Origin of the sequence: Phenylobacterium sp. 58.2.17 (genome assembly GCF_026411515.1) — a bacterium.
GTDB lineage: Bacteria > Pseudomonadota > Alphaproteobacteria > Caulobacterales > Caulobacteraceae > Phenylobacterium.
Window position 1 is genome coordinate 34379 of the sequence record NZ_JAPMTQ010000031.1, and the last position, 16537, is coordinate 50915.

Genomic DNA, 16537 nt, shown 5'->3' on the forward strand with positions numbered 1-16537 from the left:
TGGAAGGCCGCTTACGACGGGCCATGAAGATCAAAAAGCGGCAACAACCGGTCGATCTGCAATCGCTTGACGGAGACGGCGCGCCAACGCCGGCGCCCGTCGACTTGGCCGAGGCCGAGGCGGCTGATCGGGCCTTCGCCTTCGCCCCGCCGCCGTCAGGCGACCTCGCCGTCGAGACCAAGACGTCGACGCCCGCGAGCAGCGCCTCGCGGCTGACCCCGCGCATTCCCGTGACCCCGACTACGGCCGTAGCGCCGTCGTCCGGTTGGACCATCTACATGGCCGCCCTGGTGGTCTCGGTGCTGTGGGCCTGCGCGCCGATCGCCTTCGCCTGGGGCTATCGCCGCTCCGTCGCCCCGTTCGATTTCGAGCCGTTCGCGGTCGCCGTGTTCGCGGCGCTGGCCATCGGCCCGGCGGCCCTGGTCTGGGCGCTGGCCTACATGGTGCGCCAAGGCCAGCTCCTGGGCGCCGAGGCCCGGCGCACCAAGGCCCTGGCTGACGAGATGGTGACCCCGGCGATGGCCGCCGGCGCCCAGACCGTCGACCTGGTTCACGCCATGCGCGAGGAGATCGCCCGCGCCGGCGCCGCCGCGCAGGAAGCGCGCGACACGATCATCGTGCTGCGCCAGGCGCTGGCCGGCGAGAGCGAGGAGCTCGCCGCCGCCGCCGCCAACGCCGCGCGCACCGCCCAGGGGCTGTCCGAAAGCCTGGGCCGCGAGCGCAGTGAGCTGGGCGGCCTGGCCCAGACCCTCGACTCTCAGGCCGCGGCCGTGGCCGACGCCATCACGCGTCAGGCCAAGATGGTCGGCGAGGCGTCCGACCTGGCCGAGGCGCAGCTGCGCGAAGCCGAGGCCTCGCTCGCCGCACGGGCCGCCGACCTGGCCGCCGCTGCGGGCGAGACCAGCGATGTCGCGCGCACCGCGGCCGAGGACCTGACCCGCCACATCGCCCGCCTGGAGACCGCCGGTCTCGGCGTGACCGAGCAGATCGGCGCCGTCGAAAAGGGTCTGACTGAACAGCGCGCCGGCCTGGTCGCCGCCGCCCATGCCCTGCGCGCCGACCATGAGAACTTCGCCGCCCAGACCGAGACCCAAACCGCCCAGCTGTCGGAGTTCATCGGCCAGGCGCGTCTGTCGGCCGCCGAAATGGGCGACCGCGCCGTGAGGGGGGGCGAGGCGCTGCGCCAACTGATGGCCGAGGCCACTGCGCAGTTCCGCGAGCTGGCGGAGACGGCCAAGGCCGAACGCGACGAATTCGGGCAGTCGACTCTGCACTCGGTGGAGGCCGTGGCCGCCGCCGCCGCCGCCGAGCGCGCGCGTCTGGAGGAGCAGACCCGGGCGGCGATCACCGCCATGACCCAGGCGGCCGAGGACACGCGCCAGGTGGCCGCGCGCCATGCCGAGACTGCGCGCGATCAGGTCGACCAGTTGTCGGAGGCGGCCTTCACCGCCGGCCAACAGGCCAACAAGGTGTTCGAGGCGCGGCTCGAGGAAGCCCGCGCCTTGATCGAGCAATCGGCGAAGATGGTTGAGCAGGCCGGCGCGGCGACCATCAGCAAACTGGACGAAGGCGCGCGCGCCGCCCGCGCCACGCTTGACGAACTGACCGGCATGCTGGGCGAGATCGAGGAGCGGGCGACCAAGCTGCCGGCCGCCGCCCGCGACCGCGCCGAAGAGGTCCGGATGGCCGTCGCCGAGAGCATCGACGAGCTGATGGATCACGCGCGGCGCACCGCCGACGAGACCCAGGCGATCGACGAGGCGTTCCAGGAACGCGTGCGACGCAACTACGACATGCTTAGCGAGGCCGTGCGGCTGATGGGGTCGGTGGCGACCTCCGCGGGCGCGCCGCCGGCGGCGCCGGCGCCGTTGCGCCCCGAGCGCGTGTCGCTGCGCGAGCGCTTGTCCGCCAAGGCCGTTGCGCCGGCCGAACCCGCGCCCCAGCCCGTGGTCGAGCCGACGCCTGCCGACGAGGCCGATGAGTTGGAATTGACCGAGCTGGCGCCCATGGACGAAGCGGGCGAGCGCGGCCGGCCGCGTCTGCGCCTGACGCCTACGGCGACCGACGCCGAGTTCTCGCATGTGTTCGAACAGGCCGGCGGGCGTCACGAGGAACCCGCCAGCGAAGGCTGGACGTGGAAGGACCTGCTGTCTTCGCTCGAGGAACACGACGAGGGCGAGGCGGAGGCCGAGGCCGCGTCCCGGCCGCTGGAAGAGATACTCGCCGACGAGATCGGAGCGATGGGCATCGACCCGACCGCGCTGCTGCCGCGCAGCCGTATTCACGAACTGGCCGTGGCGTTGCAGGTCCGGGACGTGGACGGCGCGCGGACGGTGGTCCGCAAGCTGGCGCCGGCCGCTACGCGCCGGTTGACCCGCAAGCTGTTCACCGACGAGCCGCTGAAGCGTCAGGTGATGACTTATCTGGCCCGCTACAACGAACTGCTGGAGGATGCGGCCGAGCGCGACGCCGAGGGGCGGGTCGTGGAGAAGCTGCTGAGCTCGGAAGCCGGCCGCACCTACCTGCTCTTCGACGCGGCGGCCGGCGACCTGGCTTGAGCCGGCGCCTGACGGTTCGCGACGAGCGTTGGCCGCTGGCCGGCGCCTTCGTGATCGCGCGGGGCGCCAAGTCCGAGGCCCACGTCATCGTCGCCGAGATCGCCGAGGGCGCGGCGGTCGGGCGGGGCGAGGCGGTGCCCTATGGGCGCTACGGCGAGAGCGTCGAGGGTGAGCTGGCCCGGATCGAGGCCCTGCGCCCGGCCCTGGAGGCGGGCCTGACCCGTCAGGCGCTGCAGGACGCCCTGCCGCCGGGCGCGGCGCGCAACGCGCTGGACTGCGCGCTCTGGGACCTGGAAGCCAAGCTGAGCGGCGTGCCGGCCTGGCGGGCTGCGGGACGGACGCGCCTGGACCCCGTCAAGACTTGCTACACGATCAGTCTCGACACCCCCGAAGCGATGGCGCAGGCCGCCAGGCCGATGGCCCGCCGCCCGTTCCTGAAGCTGAAGATCGGCGGTGCGGACGATCTGGACCGTGTGGCGGCGGTGCGCGCCGCCGCGCCCAAGACCCGACTGATCGTCGACGGCAACGAGGGCCTGAACTTCGACGACCTCGTCCGCCTTGCCCCAGAGTTCGCGCGGCTCGACGTCAAGATGATCGAGCAGCCGCTGCACGCCGACGCCGATGAGGCGCTGGAGGGCTGGACCAGCCCGGTGACGCTGTGCGCCGACGAGAGCTTGCACACTCGCCGCGAACTGGCGACCTGCGCGCGGCGCTACGGCGCGGTCAACGTCAAGCTCGACAAGGCCGGCGGGCTGACCGAGGCCCTCGCGGTCGTGGCGCAGGCGCGGGCCCTGGGCCTCGAACTGATGGCCGGCTGCATGGTGGCGACCTCGCTGGCCATGGCGCCGGCGATGATCATCGCCCAGGGCGCGGAGGTGGCCGACCTTGACGGGCCGCTGCTCCTTGCCCGGGATCGCGATCCGGGACTGGTGTTCGACGGCTCGCTGATTTTTCCGCCCACGCCGGAGCTTTGGGGCTAGGCTGCGCCTCCCTATATCCTGGCGATGACGTGGAAGCGTGATGGCTGACGACAAGGAACGTGCGCACGGGGCCTGGCGGGCCGCCGAGCGGATCAAGCGCCTCTCCGACCGGCTGGTCGGGGTCGGGCCGGTCGGGATCGGGCTGGACGGGATCCTGGCCTGGGTGCCGGTGGCCGGCACCGCCTACAGCCTCGGTGCGGGCGGGTTGCTGCTCTATCAGGGCGTAGTGGCCGGCGCCTCGTTGCCGACCCTGGCGCGGATGGCGGCCTATCTGCTGCTGGATTCGGCGGCCTCGGTGCCGCCGGTGGTGGGCTGGGCGGTCGACACCCTGTTCCCCGGCCACCTGATGGCCGCAGGCGCGCTGCAAAAGGACATCGAGGCGCGGCACGGCCCTGCGGAGCTTCCTCCGACCTGGTACGGAAAGCCAGGGCGGCGCGCGAAGGCGGTGAAGGTCGCGCCCAGGATCGTCTAGAACGCGGAGACACGGCGATGTTCAAGCACGTGAAGTTCGCAGGATTGCCGGTGAGCGACCAGGATCGGGCGGTCGCCTTCTATCGTGACGTGATCGGCCTGACCCTGGCGGCGGACCAGCAATACGGTAGCGGCTGGCGCTGGATCGAGTTCGAAGTGCCCGGCTCGCCGACCAAGATCCTGTTCGAGAAGCGCGCCAACGAGGCGCCCGGCGAGCAGCCGAGCCTGATCTTGGTCGTCGCCGACGTTGACGCCGCCTTCCGGGAACTGAGCGGCCGCAGCGTCGTGTTCGACCAGGAGCCGATCGACGCGCCCTGGTCGCCGAAGGAGCGCTACGCCCTGCTGCGCGACAGCGAGGGCAATCTGGTGATGATCGGGTCGGGTTAGGCCGAGGCCGGGGCGACGCTCTGCAGGACTTCAAAGCCTTCGAACTGCGGATGGCCGGCATAGAGCGGCTTGTTGTCCCCAGCGCCCTTGTGCGCGAGGCGGAAGGCTTCGGACTTGGTCCAGGCCTCGAAGGCGCCCCTGGACGCCCAGCGCGAATGCGAGGCGTAGAGCGTGTGATCGTCGTGCTCAGGACCGCGCAGCAGGCTGAAGCCGAGGAAGCCCGGAACCTGCTCCAGGTGCGTCTCGCGCGAGAGCCACACGGCTTCGAAGGCGCTCTCCTGTCCGCGCAGGACCTGGAAGCGGTTCATGGCGATGAACATGGCGAACTCCTGCTTGAATGCGTCAGTCTGCCCCCGATGCCCTCGGTGTTCCAGCCTTGCCGCCGGTTCAGGCCTTTTCGAGCTGGGCGTAGCCCATCTGTTCGTTGAGCCTGTCCAGCACCTCGATCGCCGCCTCGGGCACCACCGTGCCAGGGGTGAAGATCGCCGCCACGCCGGCGTCGCGCAGGGCCTGGAAGTCCTCGGGCGGGATCACCCCTCCGACCACGACCAGGATGTCCGCACGCCCGAGCTTGGCCAGTTCGTCCTTCAGTTCCGGCACCAGGGTCAGGTGGCCCGCGGCCAGCGAACTTGCGCCGACCACGTGGACGTTCTCGGCGACAGCCTGGGCGGCGGCCTCGGCTGGGGTCTGGAACAGGTTGCCGATGTCGACGTCGAAGCCGAGGTCGGCGAAGCCGGACGCGATGACCTTCTGACCGCGGTCGTGGCCGTCCTGGCCCATCTTGGCGATCATCACCCGCGGCTTGCGCCCGTCGGCCTGGCGGAACGCCTCGGTCATGGCCTTGGCGCGCTGGGCCTGGGGCGTCGCGCCAGACTCGCGCAGATAGACGCCGGTGACGGCGGAAGCCTCGGCGGCGTGGCGGCCGAACACCTTTTCCAGGGCCAGGCTGATCTCGCCCACCGTCGCCTTGGCGCGGGCGGCGTTGACCGACAGTTCGAGCAGGTTGCCGTTCCCTGCCGCGCCTTCGGTCAGCGCAGCGAGGGCGGCCTCCACGGCGGCGGGGTCGCGCTCGGCCCGCAGGCGCTGCAGCTTCTCCAGCTGGCGCTCGCGCACGGCGGTGTTGTCGACCTTGAGCACCGGGATCTCGTCGGCGACGTCGGGCTTATAGCGGTTGACGCCGACGACGCTCTGGCGGCCGGCGTCGATGCGGGCCTGGGTGCGGGCGCTGGCCTCCTCGATGCGGCGCTTGGGCAGGCCGTCCTCGATGGCCTTGGCCATGCCGCCCAGGGCCTCGACCTCAGCGATGTGCTCCAGGGCGCGCGCGGCGAGGTCGGCGGTCAGCCGTTCGACATAGTAGGAGCCGCCCCAAGGATCGACGACACGGGTCTGGCCGCTCTCCAACTGCAGGAAGAGCTGGGTGTTGCGCGCGATCCGGGCCGAGAAGTCGGTCGGCAGGGCCAGCGCTTCGTCCAGCGAATTGGTGTGCAGGCTCTGGGTCTGGCCGCCGGTGGCGGCGATCGCCTCGACCAGGGTTCGGGGCACGTTGTTGTAGACATCGTGCGCCGCCAGGCTCCAGCCGCTGGTCTGGGTGTGGGCGCGCAGCGAGAGCGAGCGGGAGTCCTTGGGGTCGAACTCATCCTTCATCAGCTTGGCCCACAGCAGCCGGCCGGCCCGCTGCTTGGCGATTTCCATGAAGGCGTTCATCCCGGCGTTCCAGAAGAACGACAGCCGCGGCGCGAACTGGTCGACGCTCATGCCGGCGGCGACGCCGGCGCGCACATACTCCACGCCGTCGGCCAGGGTATAGGCCAGTTCCAGGTCCAGCGTCGCACCGGCTTCCTGGATGTGATAGCCGCTGATCGAGATCGAGTTGAACTTCGGCATTTCGCGCGAAGTGTATGAAAAAATGTCGGAAATGATCCGCATCGAGGGCGCGGGCGGATAGATGTAGGTGTTCCGGACCAGGAACTCCTTGAGGATGTCGTTCTGGATGGTGCCCGACAGCTTGGCGTGCGGCACGCCCTGTTCCTCGGCCGCCACGATGTAGAGCGCCAGGATCGGTAGCACCGCGCCGTTCATGGTCATCGAGACGCTCATCTTGTCGAGCGGGATGCCGTCGAACAGCGTGCGCATGTCGAGGATGGAGTCGATCGCGACGCCCGCCATCCCCACGTCGCCCTTCACCCGCGGGTGATCGCTGTCGTAGCCGCGGTGGGTCGCCAGGTCGAAGGCGACCGAGAGGCCCATCTGCCCGGCAGCCAGGTTGCGGCGATAGAAGGCGTTGGAATCCTCGGCCGTGGAGAAGCCCGCATACTGGCGGACGGTCCACGGATTGGTGAGGTACATGGTCGGGTAGGGACCGCGCACGAACGGCGCGAGGCCCGGATAGCCGGTGGCGAGGCCGGCGATGTCGGCCGGACCGTAGGACGGGCGCACGGCGATGCCTTCCGGCGTCTCCCAGGCGGCGCCCGTGGCGGGCGGCGCGGCGACGCCGTCGGCGTCGAAGGGGAGGGCGGTGAAATCGGGGAACTGACTCATCGGGCGGCCTCGTACGGCGCGGCGATACGGATGGGGGCGAGCGGAGGGCAGCGGCCGTCGGGGCCCGGCAGGCGCGGCGATGGGGCGTCGGCCGAAACGGGGCTGGGACGCTCGACCTCGACCGGTGCGTCCTCGGTCGGCGGGAAGGCGGTGACGCCGACGATCTTCAACGGGCCGGCGGCCTCGCGCGCTGCGCAGGTGGCGGCGACCTGGGCGGCGACGTGACCCGACGCTAGAGCCGCGACGGCGCCGCCTTGCGCCTCGATCGCCTGGAACTGGGTCCAGGCGGCGCGGGCCATCTCATCGGTGAGCGCCTCAATGTAGCCCGAGCCGGCGGCGGGGTCGGCGACCCGGCCGAGGTGGGCCTCCTCCATCAGCACCAGCTGGGTGTTGCGGCTCTGGCGACGGGCGAAGGCCGTGGGCAGGCCGATCGCGTCGGTGAAGGCGCCCAGCACCACGGCGTCGGCGCCGCCGACCGCGGCGCCGAATCCGGCCGAGGTCAGCCGCAGCATGTTGGTCCAGGGATCCTGCGTGGCCAGCATGCGCCGCGAGGAGCGGGCCTCGATCCGGGCCGGGGCAGTCGCGCCGCAGGCCTTGGTGAGCTGCGCCCAGAGCACGCGGGCGGCGCGGATCTTGGCGATCGAGGCGAAGTAGTCGGCGTCGGCGGACAGGCCAAGATGGATGCCCGCGAACGCCTGGTCCATGGTCAGGCCGGCCCGCACCAGCGCCTTGGCGTAGGCGAGCGCCGAAGCGAGCATGAACGCCAATTCGCCGGCCTCGCCGCCGCCGGCCTCGTGGATCACCCGCCCCGAGGCCAGGAACAGGCCGGCCTTGGGATAGGATTCGGCCAGGCGGGAGCCGACCGTGGCGGCCGAGACCAGGTGGCTCTCGATGGGGCCCGGGCTCTCGCCGGCCTGGGCGAAGGCGCCGAGCGGATCCATGTGGAACGAGAGCAGGGCGTTGGGCGAACCCTTGGCGACCGTGGCCAGCCAGTCGGCCGCCTTCGGGCCGAGGAAGCCCGCATCCAGCGCCACCGGAGCCAGCTCCAGCATCACTCCGTCGAGCACTCGAGCCAGGTCCGCGGCCGAGCCGACGGCCACGCCGCCGGCGCCAGTCGGGTCGATGCAGACGAGGCCGGACGCCGCGCCGCCCTCAAGGTCGGTCAGCAGGTCGGCGCGGGCGCGCGCCGGGTCAGGATAGGCGACGGCCGCCCGCAGGTCCCAGGGGCGTTCGGCATCGTGCGGCCGCGGCGCGAACTTCGGCCCCTCGCGCCCGGCTTCGTAAAGCGGGGCGATGGGCAGACCCTCGAGCGTGGTGCGCTGAAGGCTCTCGAAGGGGGCGTCCTTCAGGGTCTTTTCCACCAGGACGCGCCAGTCGGCGGCGGTGGCGGGCGGGAAGGCGCCGGAAGCGATCGAAGTGTCGGTCATCACCCTGTCATTGCGACCTGAGCCAGCGACGCGTCAAGTTCACGCGGGGTCAGGCGGGGCAGGGCGCTTGCGTGGCATGAATTTTTGTGTGTACGCTGTAAAAATTAGATCGACACATCTCATAAGGACGACCCCATGGCCTTGCCCCCCATTCTCGCAGAGCGCCTGCGCATTCCGGTGATCGGCTCGCCGCTGTTCATCATCTCCGGCCCGGAACTCGTGATCGCCCAGTGCAAGGCGGGGATCGTCGGTTCGTTCCCGGCGCTCAATGCGCGCCCGGCGAGCCAGCTCGACGAATGGCTGGCCCAGATCACCGAGGAACTGGCCGATTGGGACCGCAAGAACCCGGACACCCCGTCCGCCCCCTTCGCGATGAACCAGATCGTCCACAAGACCAACGACCGGCTCGAACACGACGTCGAGATGGCCGTGAAGTACAAGGTGCCGGTGACCATCACCTCGCTCGGCGCCCGCGAAGATGTGAACAAGGCGATCCATTCGTACGGCGGCGTCGTGCTGCATGACGTGATCAACGACCGTTTCGCCCGCAAGGCGGTGGAGAAGGGGGCCGACGGCCTGATCCCGGTCGCGGCCGGGGCCGGCGGTCACGCCGGCCACCTGTCGCCGTTCGCGCTGATTCAGGAACTGCGCGAGTGGTTCAATGGTCCGATCGCGCTGTCGGGTTCGATCGCCAACGGCGCGGCGATCCTGGGCGCTCAGGCCATGGGGGCGGACCTCGCCTATATCGGCTCGGCCTTCATCGCGACGAAGGAGGCCAATGCGGTGCAGGGCTACAAGGACATGATCGTCGCCAGCAGCGGCGACGACATCGTCTATTCGAACCTGTTCACCGGCGTGCACGGCAACTACCTGCGCCCCTCGATCGAGGCCGCGGGGCTGGACCCGGACAACCTGCCGGAATCTGACCCGTCGAAGATGAGCTTCGGTTCGGGCGGCAACCAGAAGGCCAAGGCCTGGAAGGACATCTGGGGTTGCGGTCAGGGGATCGGCGCGGTCAAGGAGATTCCGAGCGCCGGCGAAATGATCGATCGGCTGGCTGCTGAATACGAGGCCGCCAAGGCCGCGCTGGCGGCGAAGACCTCGCTGACCCGCGGCAGCGCTCTGGCGATGGCGGCCGAGTAGGGGCCTCAAAACGAAAGCGGCGGGAAGGTTTCCCTTCCCGCCGCCGCCGTCGAACGCGAAGCGTTCGTTGGTCTTATCGGAACAGGCCGAGCAGGCTGCTCGACGACTGGTTGGCGATGCTGAGGGCCTGCACGCCAAGCTGTTGCTTGGTCTGCAGCGCTTGCAGCTTCGCGCTTTCCTTCGCCAGGTCGGCGTCGACCAGGTTGCCGACCCCGGCGTCCAGGGTGTCCTGGAGCTTCATGACGTTGGTCATGTGGGTGTCGAGCGCCTTGGCGCCGGTGCCGAGCTTCGAGAGGGCCGAGGAGACGTCCTGGATGGCGTCTTCCACTTCCTTCACGTCCGCCGAGGTCACGCCGTTGGTCAGGGTGGCCAGGGTGGCGGCGATCTTGGCGTTCGACTTCGACAGGACGACGTGGTCGATGTCGATGGTCGCGGTGGCGTCGGCGTTGGCGATCGCCTTGATGCTCGCGCTGTTGACCGAGGTCGTCGAGATCAGGTTGACGCCGTCGAAGGTGGCGTTGTTGGCGATCGTGTCGATCTGGTCGCGCAGCGACTTGTATTCGTCGCTGAGCGCCGCCTTGGAGGCGGTCGACAGGCCCGCTTCAGTCGCCGCCAGGACCTTTTCCTTCATCTGGACGAGGATGTCCGAGATGGCGGTGCCGGCCGACATGGCGACGTCAGCCACCGACTGGCCGCGTTGCAGCGACGAGATGACCGAATTGAGGGAGGCCGATTCAGCGCGCTGGTTCTGGGCGATGGCCCAGATGGCGCCGTTGTCCTTGGCGGTGGAGATCTTCTGGCCGGTGTTGATCCGGTTCTGAACGATGCCGAGGTCTTTGTTGGTGGCGTTCAGGTTTTGCAGCGCGATCATCGCGCCTTTGTTCGTGTTGACCGAATTCATCGACATACACTTGGTTCCTTTTCTCGGAGACCGACGTCATTTTGACTGCCGGAGGCGTTTTGCCTGCGGGACTCCTGAGCAAGGGTCGGGCCAGTTTTGGTCGTTAACCAATCATCGTTGATCTGCTTGAGGTTTTTCGCAGATCGTCGTCTCGGGGGCGGCTTTCCAGGCGCCGCGCAAGGTCAAACACGGTAAATTCTGCCGTCCAGGCGCGGCAAAAACTGCGCCCCCAGGTGGGCAGGTTCTGCCGATCGGCGCCGGCGATAGGGCCGATCCGAGCGCTTGCAGGTTTTCTAAGGACACCAAAAGCTCAAACCGCTGGCGCGGGGGCCGAGCCCCGACCATGCTCCGCGCGATCTTCAGCAGGAGCTTTCAATGGCGCAGGCGCGCAAACGCGGCGGCATCTTCGCCTCATTCGGCTTTCAGGTGCTAGCCGGCATGGCGCTGGGGCTGGGGCTGGGGCTGCTCGCGCGCCAACTGGGTTCTGAGACCGGGCAGGCGGGGCATGGCCTGTCGGAGGCCTTGCGGCTGGTGGGGGCGATCTTCATCCAGCTCCTGCGCGTGCTGGTGCCGCCGTTGGTGTTCACCGCCATCGTCGCCAGCATCGCAAACCTGCGTGAACTGCAGAACGCTGCGGCGCTTGTCTGGCGCACGCTGTTCTGGTTCGCGGCGACCGCCCTGATCGCCGTCAGCATCGGCATCGTCCTGGGCCTGGTACTCAAACCGGGGCTCAACACCACCGTTGCGGCGACGGCCGCGGGGGTTTCTCAGACGAGCGGCTCCTGGCTCGACTTTCTGACCGGCCTCGTGCCCTCGAACATGCTGGGCCTCGCGGCGTCCACGACCCTGGCGGACGACGGCGCGAAGACGACGCTGTCATTCAACGTGCTGCAGATCGTGGTGATCTCCCTGGTCACCGGCATCGCGGCGCTGAAGTCGGGCGCGGCGGCCGAGCCGTTCCTGGCGTTCAACGCCTCGGCGCTGGCCATCGTGCGCAAGATCCTTTGGTGGGTGATCCGCCTCACCCCGATCGGCACCATCGGCCTGTTCGGCAACGCGGTGGCGCACTACGGATGGGACGCGCTGGCGCAACTCGGCGCTTTCGCCCTGGCCGTCTATGTGGGGTTGGGCCTTGTGCTGTTCGTGGTCTACCCAGCCCTGCTGGTCGCCAATGGATTGAATCCGCTCAAATTCTTCGCGGGGGCTTGGCCGGCGATCCAGCTCGGCTTCGTCTCGCGCTCGTCGATCGGGACGCTACCGGTCACCCAGGCGGTGACTGAGAGAGCGCTGGGCGTGCCGCGATCCTACGCCGCCTTCGCCGTGCCGCTGGGCGCGACGACCAAGATGGACGGCTGCGCGGCGATCTATCCCGCCGTGGCGGCGATCTTCGTGGCGCAATTCTACAATGTGCCGCTGGCGGTGAGCGACTACTTCCTGATCGTCTTCGTCTCGGTGATCGGGTCGGCGGCGACGGCCGGGCTGACCGGGGCGGTGGTGATGCTGACCCTGACGCTTTCGACCCTGGGGCTGCCGCTGGAGGGCGTGGGGTTGTTGCTGGCGATCGACCCGATCCTCGACATGGGCCGCACCGCGACCAACGTCGCGGGCCAGGCGCTGGCGCCGACCCTGGTGGCCAAGCAGCAGGGCATGCTGGACATGGATGTCTACAACGCCGCGTCGGGCAACTTGCCGACCGAGCCGGACCAAACGCCGCAGCCCGCCGTCTGAGGCCTATCGCCGTCTGTCCAGAGGAAAGATCCGACCTTAGGATCGAACTGCTACGGGCGGAGGGCGAATGGGCGACGAAGGGCTGAAGGGCGACTGGCGAAACGCCGGCGCCGGCGGCGAAGCGCTGCTCCAGGCGATGCTTGACGCATCCTCGATGCTGGCAGGCGTCGTCGAGCCTCTGGACGACGACTACCGCTTCGTCATGGCCAACCGCGGTGCGTGCGAGTTCTACGGCTGCCCGCCAGGCGCTCTCAACGGCCGAACCGGGCGCGACCTGGGCGTGGCGAGCGACCAGATCGGCGGGCGGCTCGAGGTCCTGCATCGGGTGCTGCGGGGCGGGGCGGCCGAGACGATCGAGTATTCGTTCCGCTTTCCGAGCGGTCGCCAGGGCTGGTTCCTCGGCACTTTCACGCCGCTGGCGGAGGCCGCTGGGCAGGTGGCGTTCATCATCATCGACATCACGCAGCAGCACCTCGCGCAGACCGAGGCCGAGCGTCAGGGCGAGCGGCTGACGCTGGCGTTGAACGCGACCGAACTCGGGTTCTGGGAGTACGATGTCGCCACCGACCGCGTGGATTGGGACGGGCGAACACGGCGAATGTTCGGTCTGCCGCCAGAAGGCGACATCAACTACGCGACCTATGCGGCCGCGGTCCATGTTGAGGATTTCCCGGCCACCCGCATGGCCTACGACGCGGCGATGGCCGGTGAGAACGACGGGCACTATGTGGTCGAGCACCGCACGACGGCCGGCGGCGAGGGCGGATCTGCGGTCTGGGTCCGCGGCGCGGCGCGCGTGTCGTTCGACGGCCTGGGGCGTCCAGTCCGGGTGATCGGCACCTCGCAGGACATCACCGCTCAGGTGGCGGCGCGGCAGCGCCAGGACCTGCTGCTCGCCGAGCTGAACCACCGCGTGAAGAACAACCTAGCCGCGGTGCAGGCGATCGCCTCGCAGACCATGCGCGGGGCGCCCGACGACCCGGCCGCGTTCCGGGCGGCGTTCGACAGTCGCCTGCAGTCGCTGGCCCGCGGCCACGACCTGCTGACCCGCAACGTCTGGGAGGCGGCCGACCTGCGCGACGTGATCGAGGCGGCGCTGGCCCCGTTCGCAGCCGAAGGGTTCGAGATCGACGGCGCCGAGGCGCCGGCGCCGCTGGGCCCCGAGATGGCGGTGAACCTGGTGATGGTGTTGAACGAGCTGGCGACCAACGCGGCGAAGTACGGCGCGCTGTCGGGATCGGGACGGGTCTCGATCGTCTGGAGCGTGGACGGCGAGCGCCTGCAACTGCACTGGCGCGAGCGCGGCGGGCCGCCGGTGACCCCGCCGAAGCGCACCGGGTTCGGCACGCGGCTGACGCTCAGCGCGTTGCAGGCCTATGGCGGGACGGTCGAGCTGGACTTTCCGCCCGAAGGGGCCGAGTGCCGGATGAGCGCCCTGCTGGCGCGACGCTAGGAGATCAACGTCGCCTGCAGCGTGATCTCGGCGTTGAGCAGCCTGGAGACGGGGCAGTTCTTCTCGGCCATGCGGGCCAGCTCGTCGAACTTGACCTGGTTGATCCCTGGGACCTTGGCCTGCAGGGTGAGGGCCGAGCGGTCGATCCGGAAGCCTTCGCCGTCCGGGACCAGCGACACCGCCGCTTCGGTGGAGAGCTCCTCGGCGGCCAGGCCCGCTCGCTGGATCAGGAAGGCGAGCTGCATGGTGAAGCAGCCGGCGTGGGCTGCGGCGATCAGCTCCTCCGGGTTGGTTCCGGGGGTGTCCTCGAACCGGGTTTTGAAGCTGTAGGGCGTGGCCGACAGCACCCCGGAATCGGTAGTCAGATCGCCGTCGCCGTCACGGCCGGTTCCGCGCCAAACCGCGCGCGCCTTGCGGATCATGCTCGCCTCCTGAGATGGGATCGCCCCTGGACGAGCGATAAACGCCGCAGGGGCGGAATGGATCACTTGCGGCCGTTCATCTCGTCGCCGGCGTCGCGGGGCAGGGGGATGAAGAAGGCCAGCGAGATCAGGGTGATCAGGCCGGTGACCACGAAGGCGGGGGAGATCGCCGCGGCGGTCAGCTGGTCCTCGCCGCGTGCGACCATGAAGAAGTGCATCAGGGTCGCGGCCAGCCCAATGCCGACCGACTGCACAAGTTGCTGGACCATCGAGGACGTGGTCGAGGCGCGGCTCATGCGGTCCTGGCCGATGTCGGCGAAGGCCAGGCCGTTGAGACTGGTGAAATGCAGCGAGCGGAAGAAGCCGCCGATACCGAGAATCAGCAGGATCAGCCAGTGCGGCGTGGTCGGGGTGAAGAGGCCGTAGGCCACGAAGCTGACGGCGACGATCAGGGCGTTGACGACCAGCACCGAGCGGAAGCCGAAGCGGCGCAGGATCGGCGGGGCCGTCGTCTTCATCACCAGGGCCCCGGCGGCCGAGACGAAGGTCATCAGGCCCGCCTGGAGCGCCGACAGGCCGAAGCCGACCTGGAGCAGCATGGCGAGCATGAACGGGGTGGCGCCCATGGCGATGCGCATAAAGGCTCCGCCGATCACCGACGCGCGGAAGGTCTGCAGACGGAACACCGAGAGATCGAGGATGGCGTGCGGATTACCCCGCGCATGGCGCCAGTAGACGACCAGCGCCGCCAGGCCGCCGAAGAACATCGCTGCAACCAGGACGTCGGGCAGCAGGCCGCGGCCGAGGTTCTCGAAGCCGAAGATCAGGCCGGCCAGCCCAAGGCCAGTGAGCAGCGTGCCCTTCCAGTCGATAGGCGAGACCTCCTGCTCCTTGACGTTGGGCACGTAGCGCATGACCAGCAGCACCCCGACGACGGCGACGGGGATGCTCAGGAAGAAGATCCAGCGCCAGTCGGCGAAGGTGACGATCGCGCCGCCGACGATCGGCCCGATGACCGGGCCGAGCAGGGCCGGCATGGTCATCACCGACATCGCGCCGACCAGTTCCTCCTTGGGCGTGGTGCGCAGCAGGACCAGGCGGCCGACGGGGGCCATCATCGCCCCGCCTACGCCCTGGAAGATGCGGGCGATGACCAGCTGGGTCAGGTCCTGGGCGAAGCCGCAGGCCGCCGAGGCGAGCGCGAAAAGCACCATCGAGACCATGAAGATCCGCTTGGCGCCGAACTTGTCGGCCACCCAGCCGCTGATCGGCAGGAAAACCGCCGAGGCCAGCAGGAACATGGTGATGGCGAGGTTCAGGCGCAGCGGCGGCTCGCCGAGCGCCACGGCCATGGTCGGCAGCGCGTTGGCGATCACCGTCGCGTTCATCGTCTGCATGAGCATCGCCGACCCGATGATCGCCGGGATCACCCAGCCGCGGGTCGCGGCGGTGGCGCCCTTGTCTCCGAGCGGCTGGTCCACCGGGCTCACTGATCCTGCTCCAGCAGCTGCAGCAGCGGCGGGCCGGCCGCGGCGAGGGCGGCGCGGGCCTCGGGCGTCAGCCGCGCCAGACGGTCGGCGAGCCAGTCGTTGCGGCGCTGGCGGACCGCGTCGAGCTGGGCCTCGCCTGCCGGCGTGATCTGCAGGCCTGAGCGACGCCCGTCCTCTTGGTCATCGAAGCGCTGGATCCAGCCCGCGGCCTCCAGCCGCTTGACGTGGCCGCTCATGCTGGGGCGCGAGACCTGCTCGGCCTGGGCCAGCTCGCTGACGCCGACGCCGGGACGCCGGCGGATGTAGCCAAGGATCAGCGCGTCGAGCGCAGAGCTGCCGGCGCGCTGGGCCTCCTGGCGCAGCCGCCGCGCCGCCCGCAGGAGCGGTGCGCGAAGGCTGTCGGCGAGGGCGAGCGTCTCTGGCGAATTCGGCATGACATATAGTTAGGTTTGCGAACTATCTAAGTCAAATGCACGATTAACGGGAACGCGTCTCCAGGTTCGCGAATTCGAAGAGTGGCTGGGCTAATGTGAGGCAACGACGATGGGCGCCGATCGAGGCTTACCGTCCGACCTGATGTTCCGCCTCGCCGCGGAGGTGCGCGGCGCGACGCGGCGAATGTCGCAGGAGCAGGTGCTGGATTTGGCCGACATGCTGCATGACGAGATCCGGGAGCGCCGGGCGGCGCGGTCCTGGCGGTCGGGACGCGAGCAGAACGGCGCGCGCTGCTAGGGCGTCAGCGCGCGCCGGGCCTGGCGGACGCCGGCCGCAAGCGCGCGAGCCTGCGCGGCCAGTTCGTCGAGCACCTTCAGCCGCCAGTCGGCGGGCTCGCCGCGCGAGGCGCCGGCGCGAGCGCGTTCGGCGGTCGCGAAAGCCTCGCGCGCCGCCGCCTGACAGTCTGAGAGGCCGCTGATGAAGCCGCCCTCGGCGCCGGCCCGCCAGGCCTCGCGGGCGGCGAGCCGCGCCTTGGCGCGCGCCTGCAGGGCCTGTCTCTTATACACATCTGACGCTGCCGACGAACCGGAAGGTGTGTAGATCT

General features: G+C 69.6%; 16 protein-coding genes. 8 read left to right on the forward strand and 8 right to left on the reverse strand.

Features of this window, described 5'->3' with window-relative positions; all coding sequences use genetic code 11:
* The first annotated feature begins 23 nt into the window (after positions 1–23).
* Genes OUA97_RS16800 through OUA97_RS16815 form a run of 4 tightly spaced genes read left to right on the forward strand, consistent with a single transcriptional unit; the run spans position 24 to position 4396 of the window.
* Entirely contained in the window at positions 24–2558 is a 2535-nt protein-coding gene (locus tag OUA97_RS16800) for a polar localization protein TipN (protein WP_267233177.1), read from the forward strand.
* Positions 2555–3538, forward strand: a complete 984-nt coding sequence (gene dgcA, locus OUA97_RS16805; RefSeq protein ID WP_267233178.1) for an N-acetyl-D-Glu racemase DgcA — start codon at positions 2555–2557, stop codon at positions 3536–3538. Before OUA97_RS16800 ends, dgcA begins: the two co-directional genes overlap by 4 nt.
* Before the next feature lie 40 nt (positions 3539–3578).
* A complete protein-coding gene (locus tag OUA97_RS16810; protein ID WP_267233179.1) occupies positions 3579–4010 on the forward strand; it encodes a DUF4112 domain-containing protein in 432 nt (143 codons plus the stop codon).
* A 17-nt stretch (positions 4011–4027) separates the two neighbouring features.
* Complete coding sequence (locus tag OUA97_RS16815) at positions 4028–4396, forward strand: VOC family protein (RefSeq protein ID WP_267233180.1); 369 nt, start codon at positions 4028–4030, stop codon at positions 4394–4396.
* On the opposite strand, the gene OUA97_RS16820 is transcribed toward OUA97_RS16815, so the two are convergent.
* The 3 genes from OUA97_RS16820 to OUA97_RS16830 all read right to left on the reverse strand — a co-directional run bounded on the left by OUA97_RS16820 (position 4393) and on the right by OUA97_RS16830 (position 8361).
* Positions 4393–4716 carry an antibiotic biosynthesis monooxygenase family protein gene (locus tag OUA97_RS16820; RefSeq protein ID WP_267233181.1) on the reverse strand — a complete coding sequence of 108 codons (324 nt, stop codon included), beginning with the start codon at positions 4714–4716 and terminating at the stop codon, positions 4393–4395. The two genes, OUA97_RS16815 and OUA97_RS16820, sit on opposite strands and share 4 nt — an antisense overlap.
* Before the next feature lie 67 nt (positions 4717–4783).
* The gene (gene scpA, locus OUA97_RS16825) at positions 4784–6934 is read right to left on the reverse strand and encodes a methylmalonyl-CoA mutase (protein ID WP_267233182.1); all 2151 of its coding nucleotides are present in this window, start codon (positions 6932–6934) and stop codon (positions 4784–4786) included.
* On the reverse strand, positions 6931–8361 hold the full coding sequence (locus tag OUA97_RS16830) for a methylmalonyl-CoA mutase family protein (protein WP_267233183.1): 1431 nt from the start codon (positions 8359–8361) through the stop codon (positions 6931–6933). The genes scpA and OUA97_RS16830 overlap by 4 nt, the downstream gene beginning before the upstream one ends.
* 135 nt (positions 8362–8496) lie before the next feature.
* On the opposite strand from OUA97_RS16830, the gene OUA97_RS16835 reads away from it, so the two are divergent.
* Positions 8497–9504 (forward strand): NAD(P)H-dependent flavin oxidoreductase, encoded by a 1008-nt coding sequence (locus OUA97_RS16835; protein WP_267233184.1) that lies wholly within the window; start codon positions 8497–8499, stop codon positions 9502–9504.
* 73 nt (positions 9505–9577) lie between these two features.
* Here the strand turns inward: OUA97_RS16835 and OUA97_RS16840 are convergent, their stop codons facing one another.
* On the reverse strand, positions 9578–10411 hold the full coding sequence (locus OUA97_RS16840) for a flagellin (protein ID WP_267233185.1): 834 nt from the start codon (positions 10409–10411) through the stop codon (positions 9578–9580).
* A 369-nt stretch (positions 10412–10780) separates the two neighbouring features.
* On the opposite strand from OUA97_RS16840, the gene OUA97_RS16845 reads away from it, so the two are divergent.
* Both OUA97_RS16845 and OUA97_RS16850 read left to right on the forward strand, forming a co-directional pair.
* On the forward strand, positions 10781–12133 hold the full coding sequence (locus OUA97_RS16845) for a dicarboxylate/amino acid:cation symporter (RefSeq protein ID WP_267233186.1): 1353 nt from the start codon (positions 10781–10783) through the stop codon (positions 12131–12133).
* Positions 12134–12200: 67 nt separating this feature from the next.
* On the forward strand, positions 12201–13586 hold the full coding sequence (locus OUA97_RS16850; protein WP_267233187.1) for a sensor histidine kinase: 1386 nt from the start codon (positions 12201–12203) through the stop codon (positions 13584–13586).
* On the opposite strand, the gene OUA97_RS16855 is transcribed toward OUA97_RS16850, so the two are convergent.
* From OUA97_RS16855 to OUA97_RS16865, 3 genes are all read right to left on the reverse strand, one after another.
* On the reverse strand, positions 13583–14008 hold the full coding sequence (locus OUA97_RS16855; protein ID WP_267233188.1) for an OsmC family protein: 426 nt from the start codon (positions 14006–14008) through the stop codon (positions 13583–13585). The two genes, OUA97_RS16850 and OUA97_RS16855, sit on opposite strands and share 4 nt — an antisense overlap.
* A 62-nt stretch (positions 14009–14070) precedes the next feature.
* Positions 14071–15498 (reverse strand): DHA2 family efflux MFS transporter permease subunit, encoded by a 1428-nt coding sequence (locus tag OUA97_RS16860; protein ID WP_267233189.1) that lies wholly within the window; start codon positions 15496–15498, stop codon positions 14071–14073.
* The gene (locus OUA97_RS16865) at positions 15495–15932 is read right to left on the reverse strand and encodes a MarR family winged helix-turn-helix transcriptional regulator (RefSeq protein ID WP_267233190.1); all 438 of its coding nucleotides are present in this window, start codon (positions 15930–15932) and stop codon (positions 15495–15497) included. Before OUA97_RS16865 ends, OUA97_RS16860 begins: the two co-directional genes overlap by 4 nt.
* Before the next feature lie 109 nt (positions 15933–16041).
* On the opposite strand from OUA97_RS16865, the gene OUA97_RS16870 reads away from it, so the two are divergent.
* Entirely contained in the window at positions 16042–16230 is a 189-nt protein-coding gene (locus tag OUA97_RS16870; RefSeq protein WP_267233191.1) for a hypothetical protein, read from the forward strand.
* On the opposite strand, the gene OUA97_RS16875 is transcribed toward OUA97_RS16870, so the two are convergent.
* A partial coding sequence (locus OUA97_RS16875; RefSeq protein WP_267233192.1) for a hypothetical protein occupies positions 16227–16537 on the reverse strand: 311 nt, incomplete at its 5' end. The two genes, OUA97_RS16870 and OUA97_RS16875, sit on opposite strands and share 4 nt — an antisense overlap.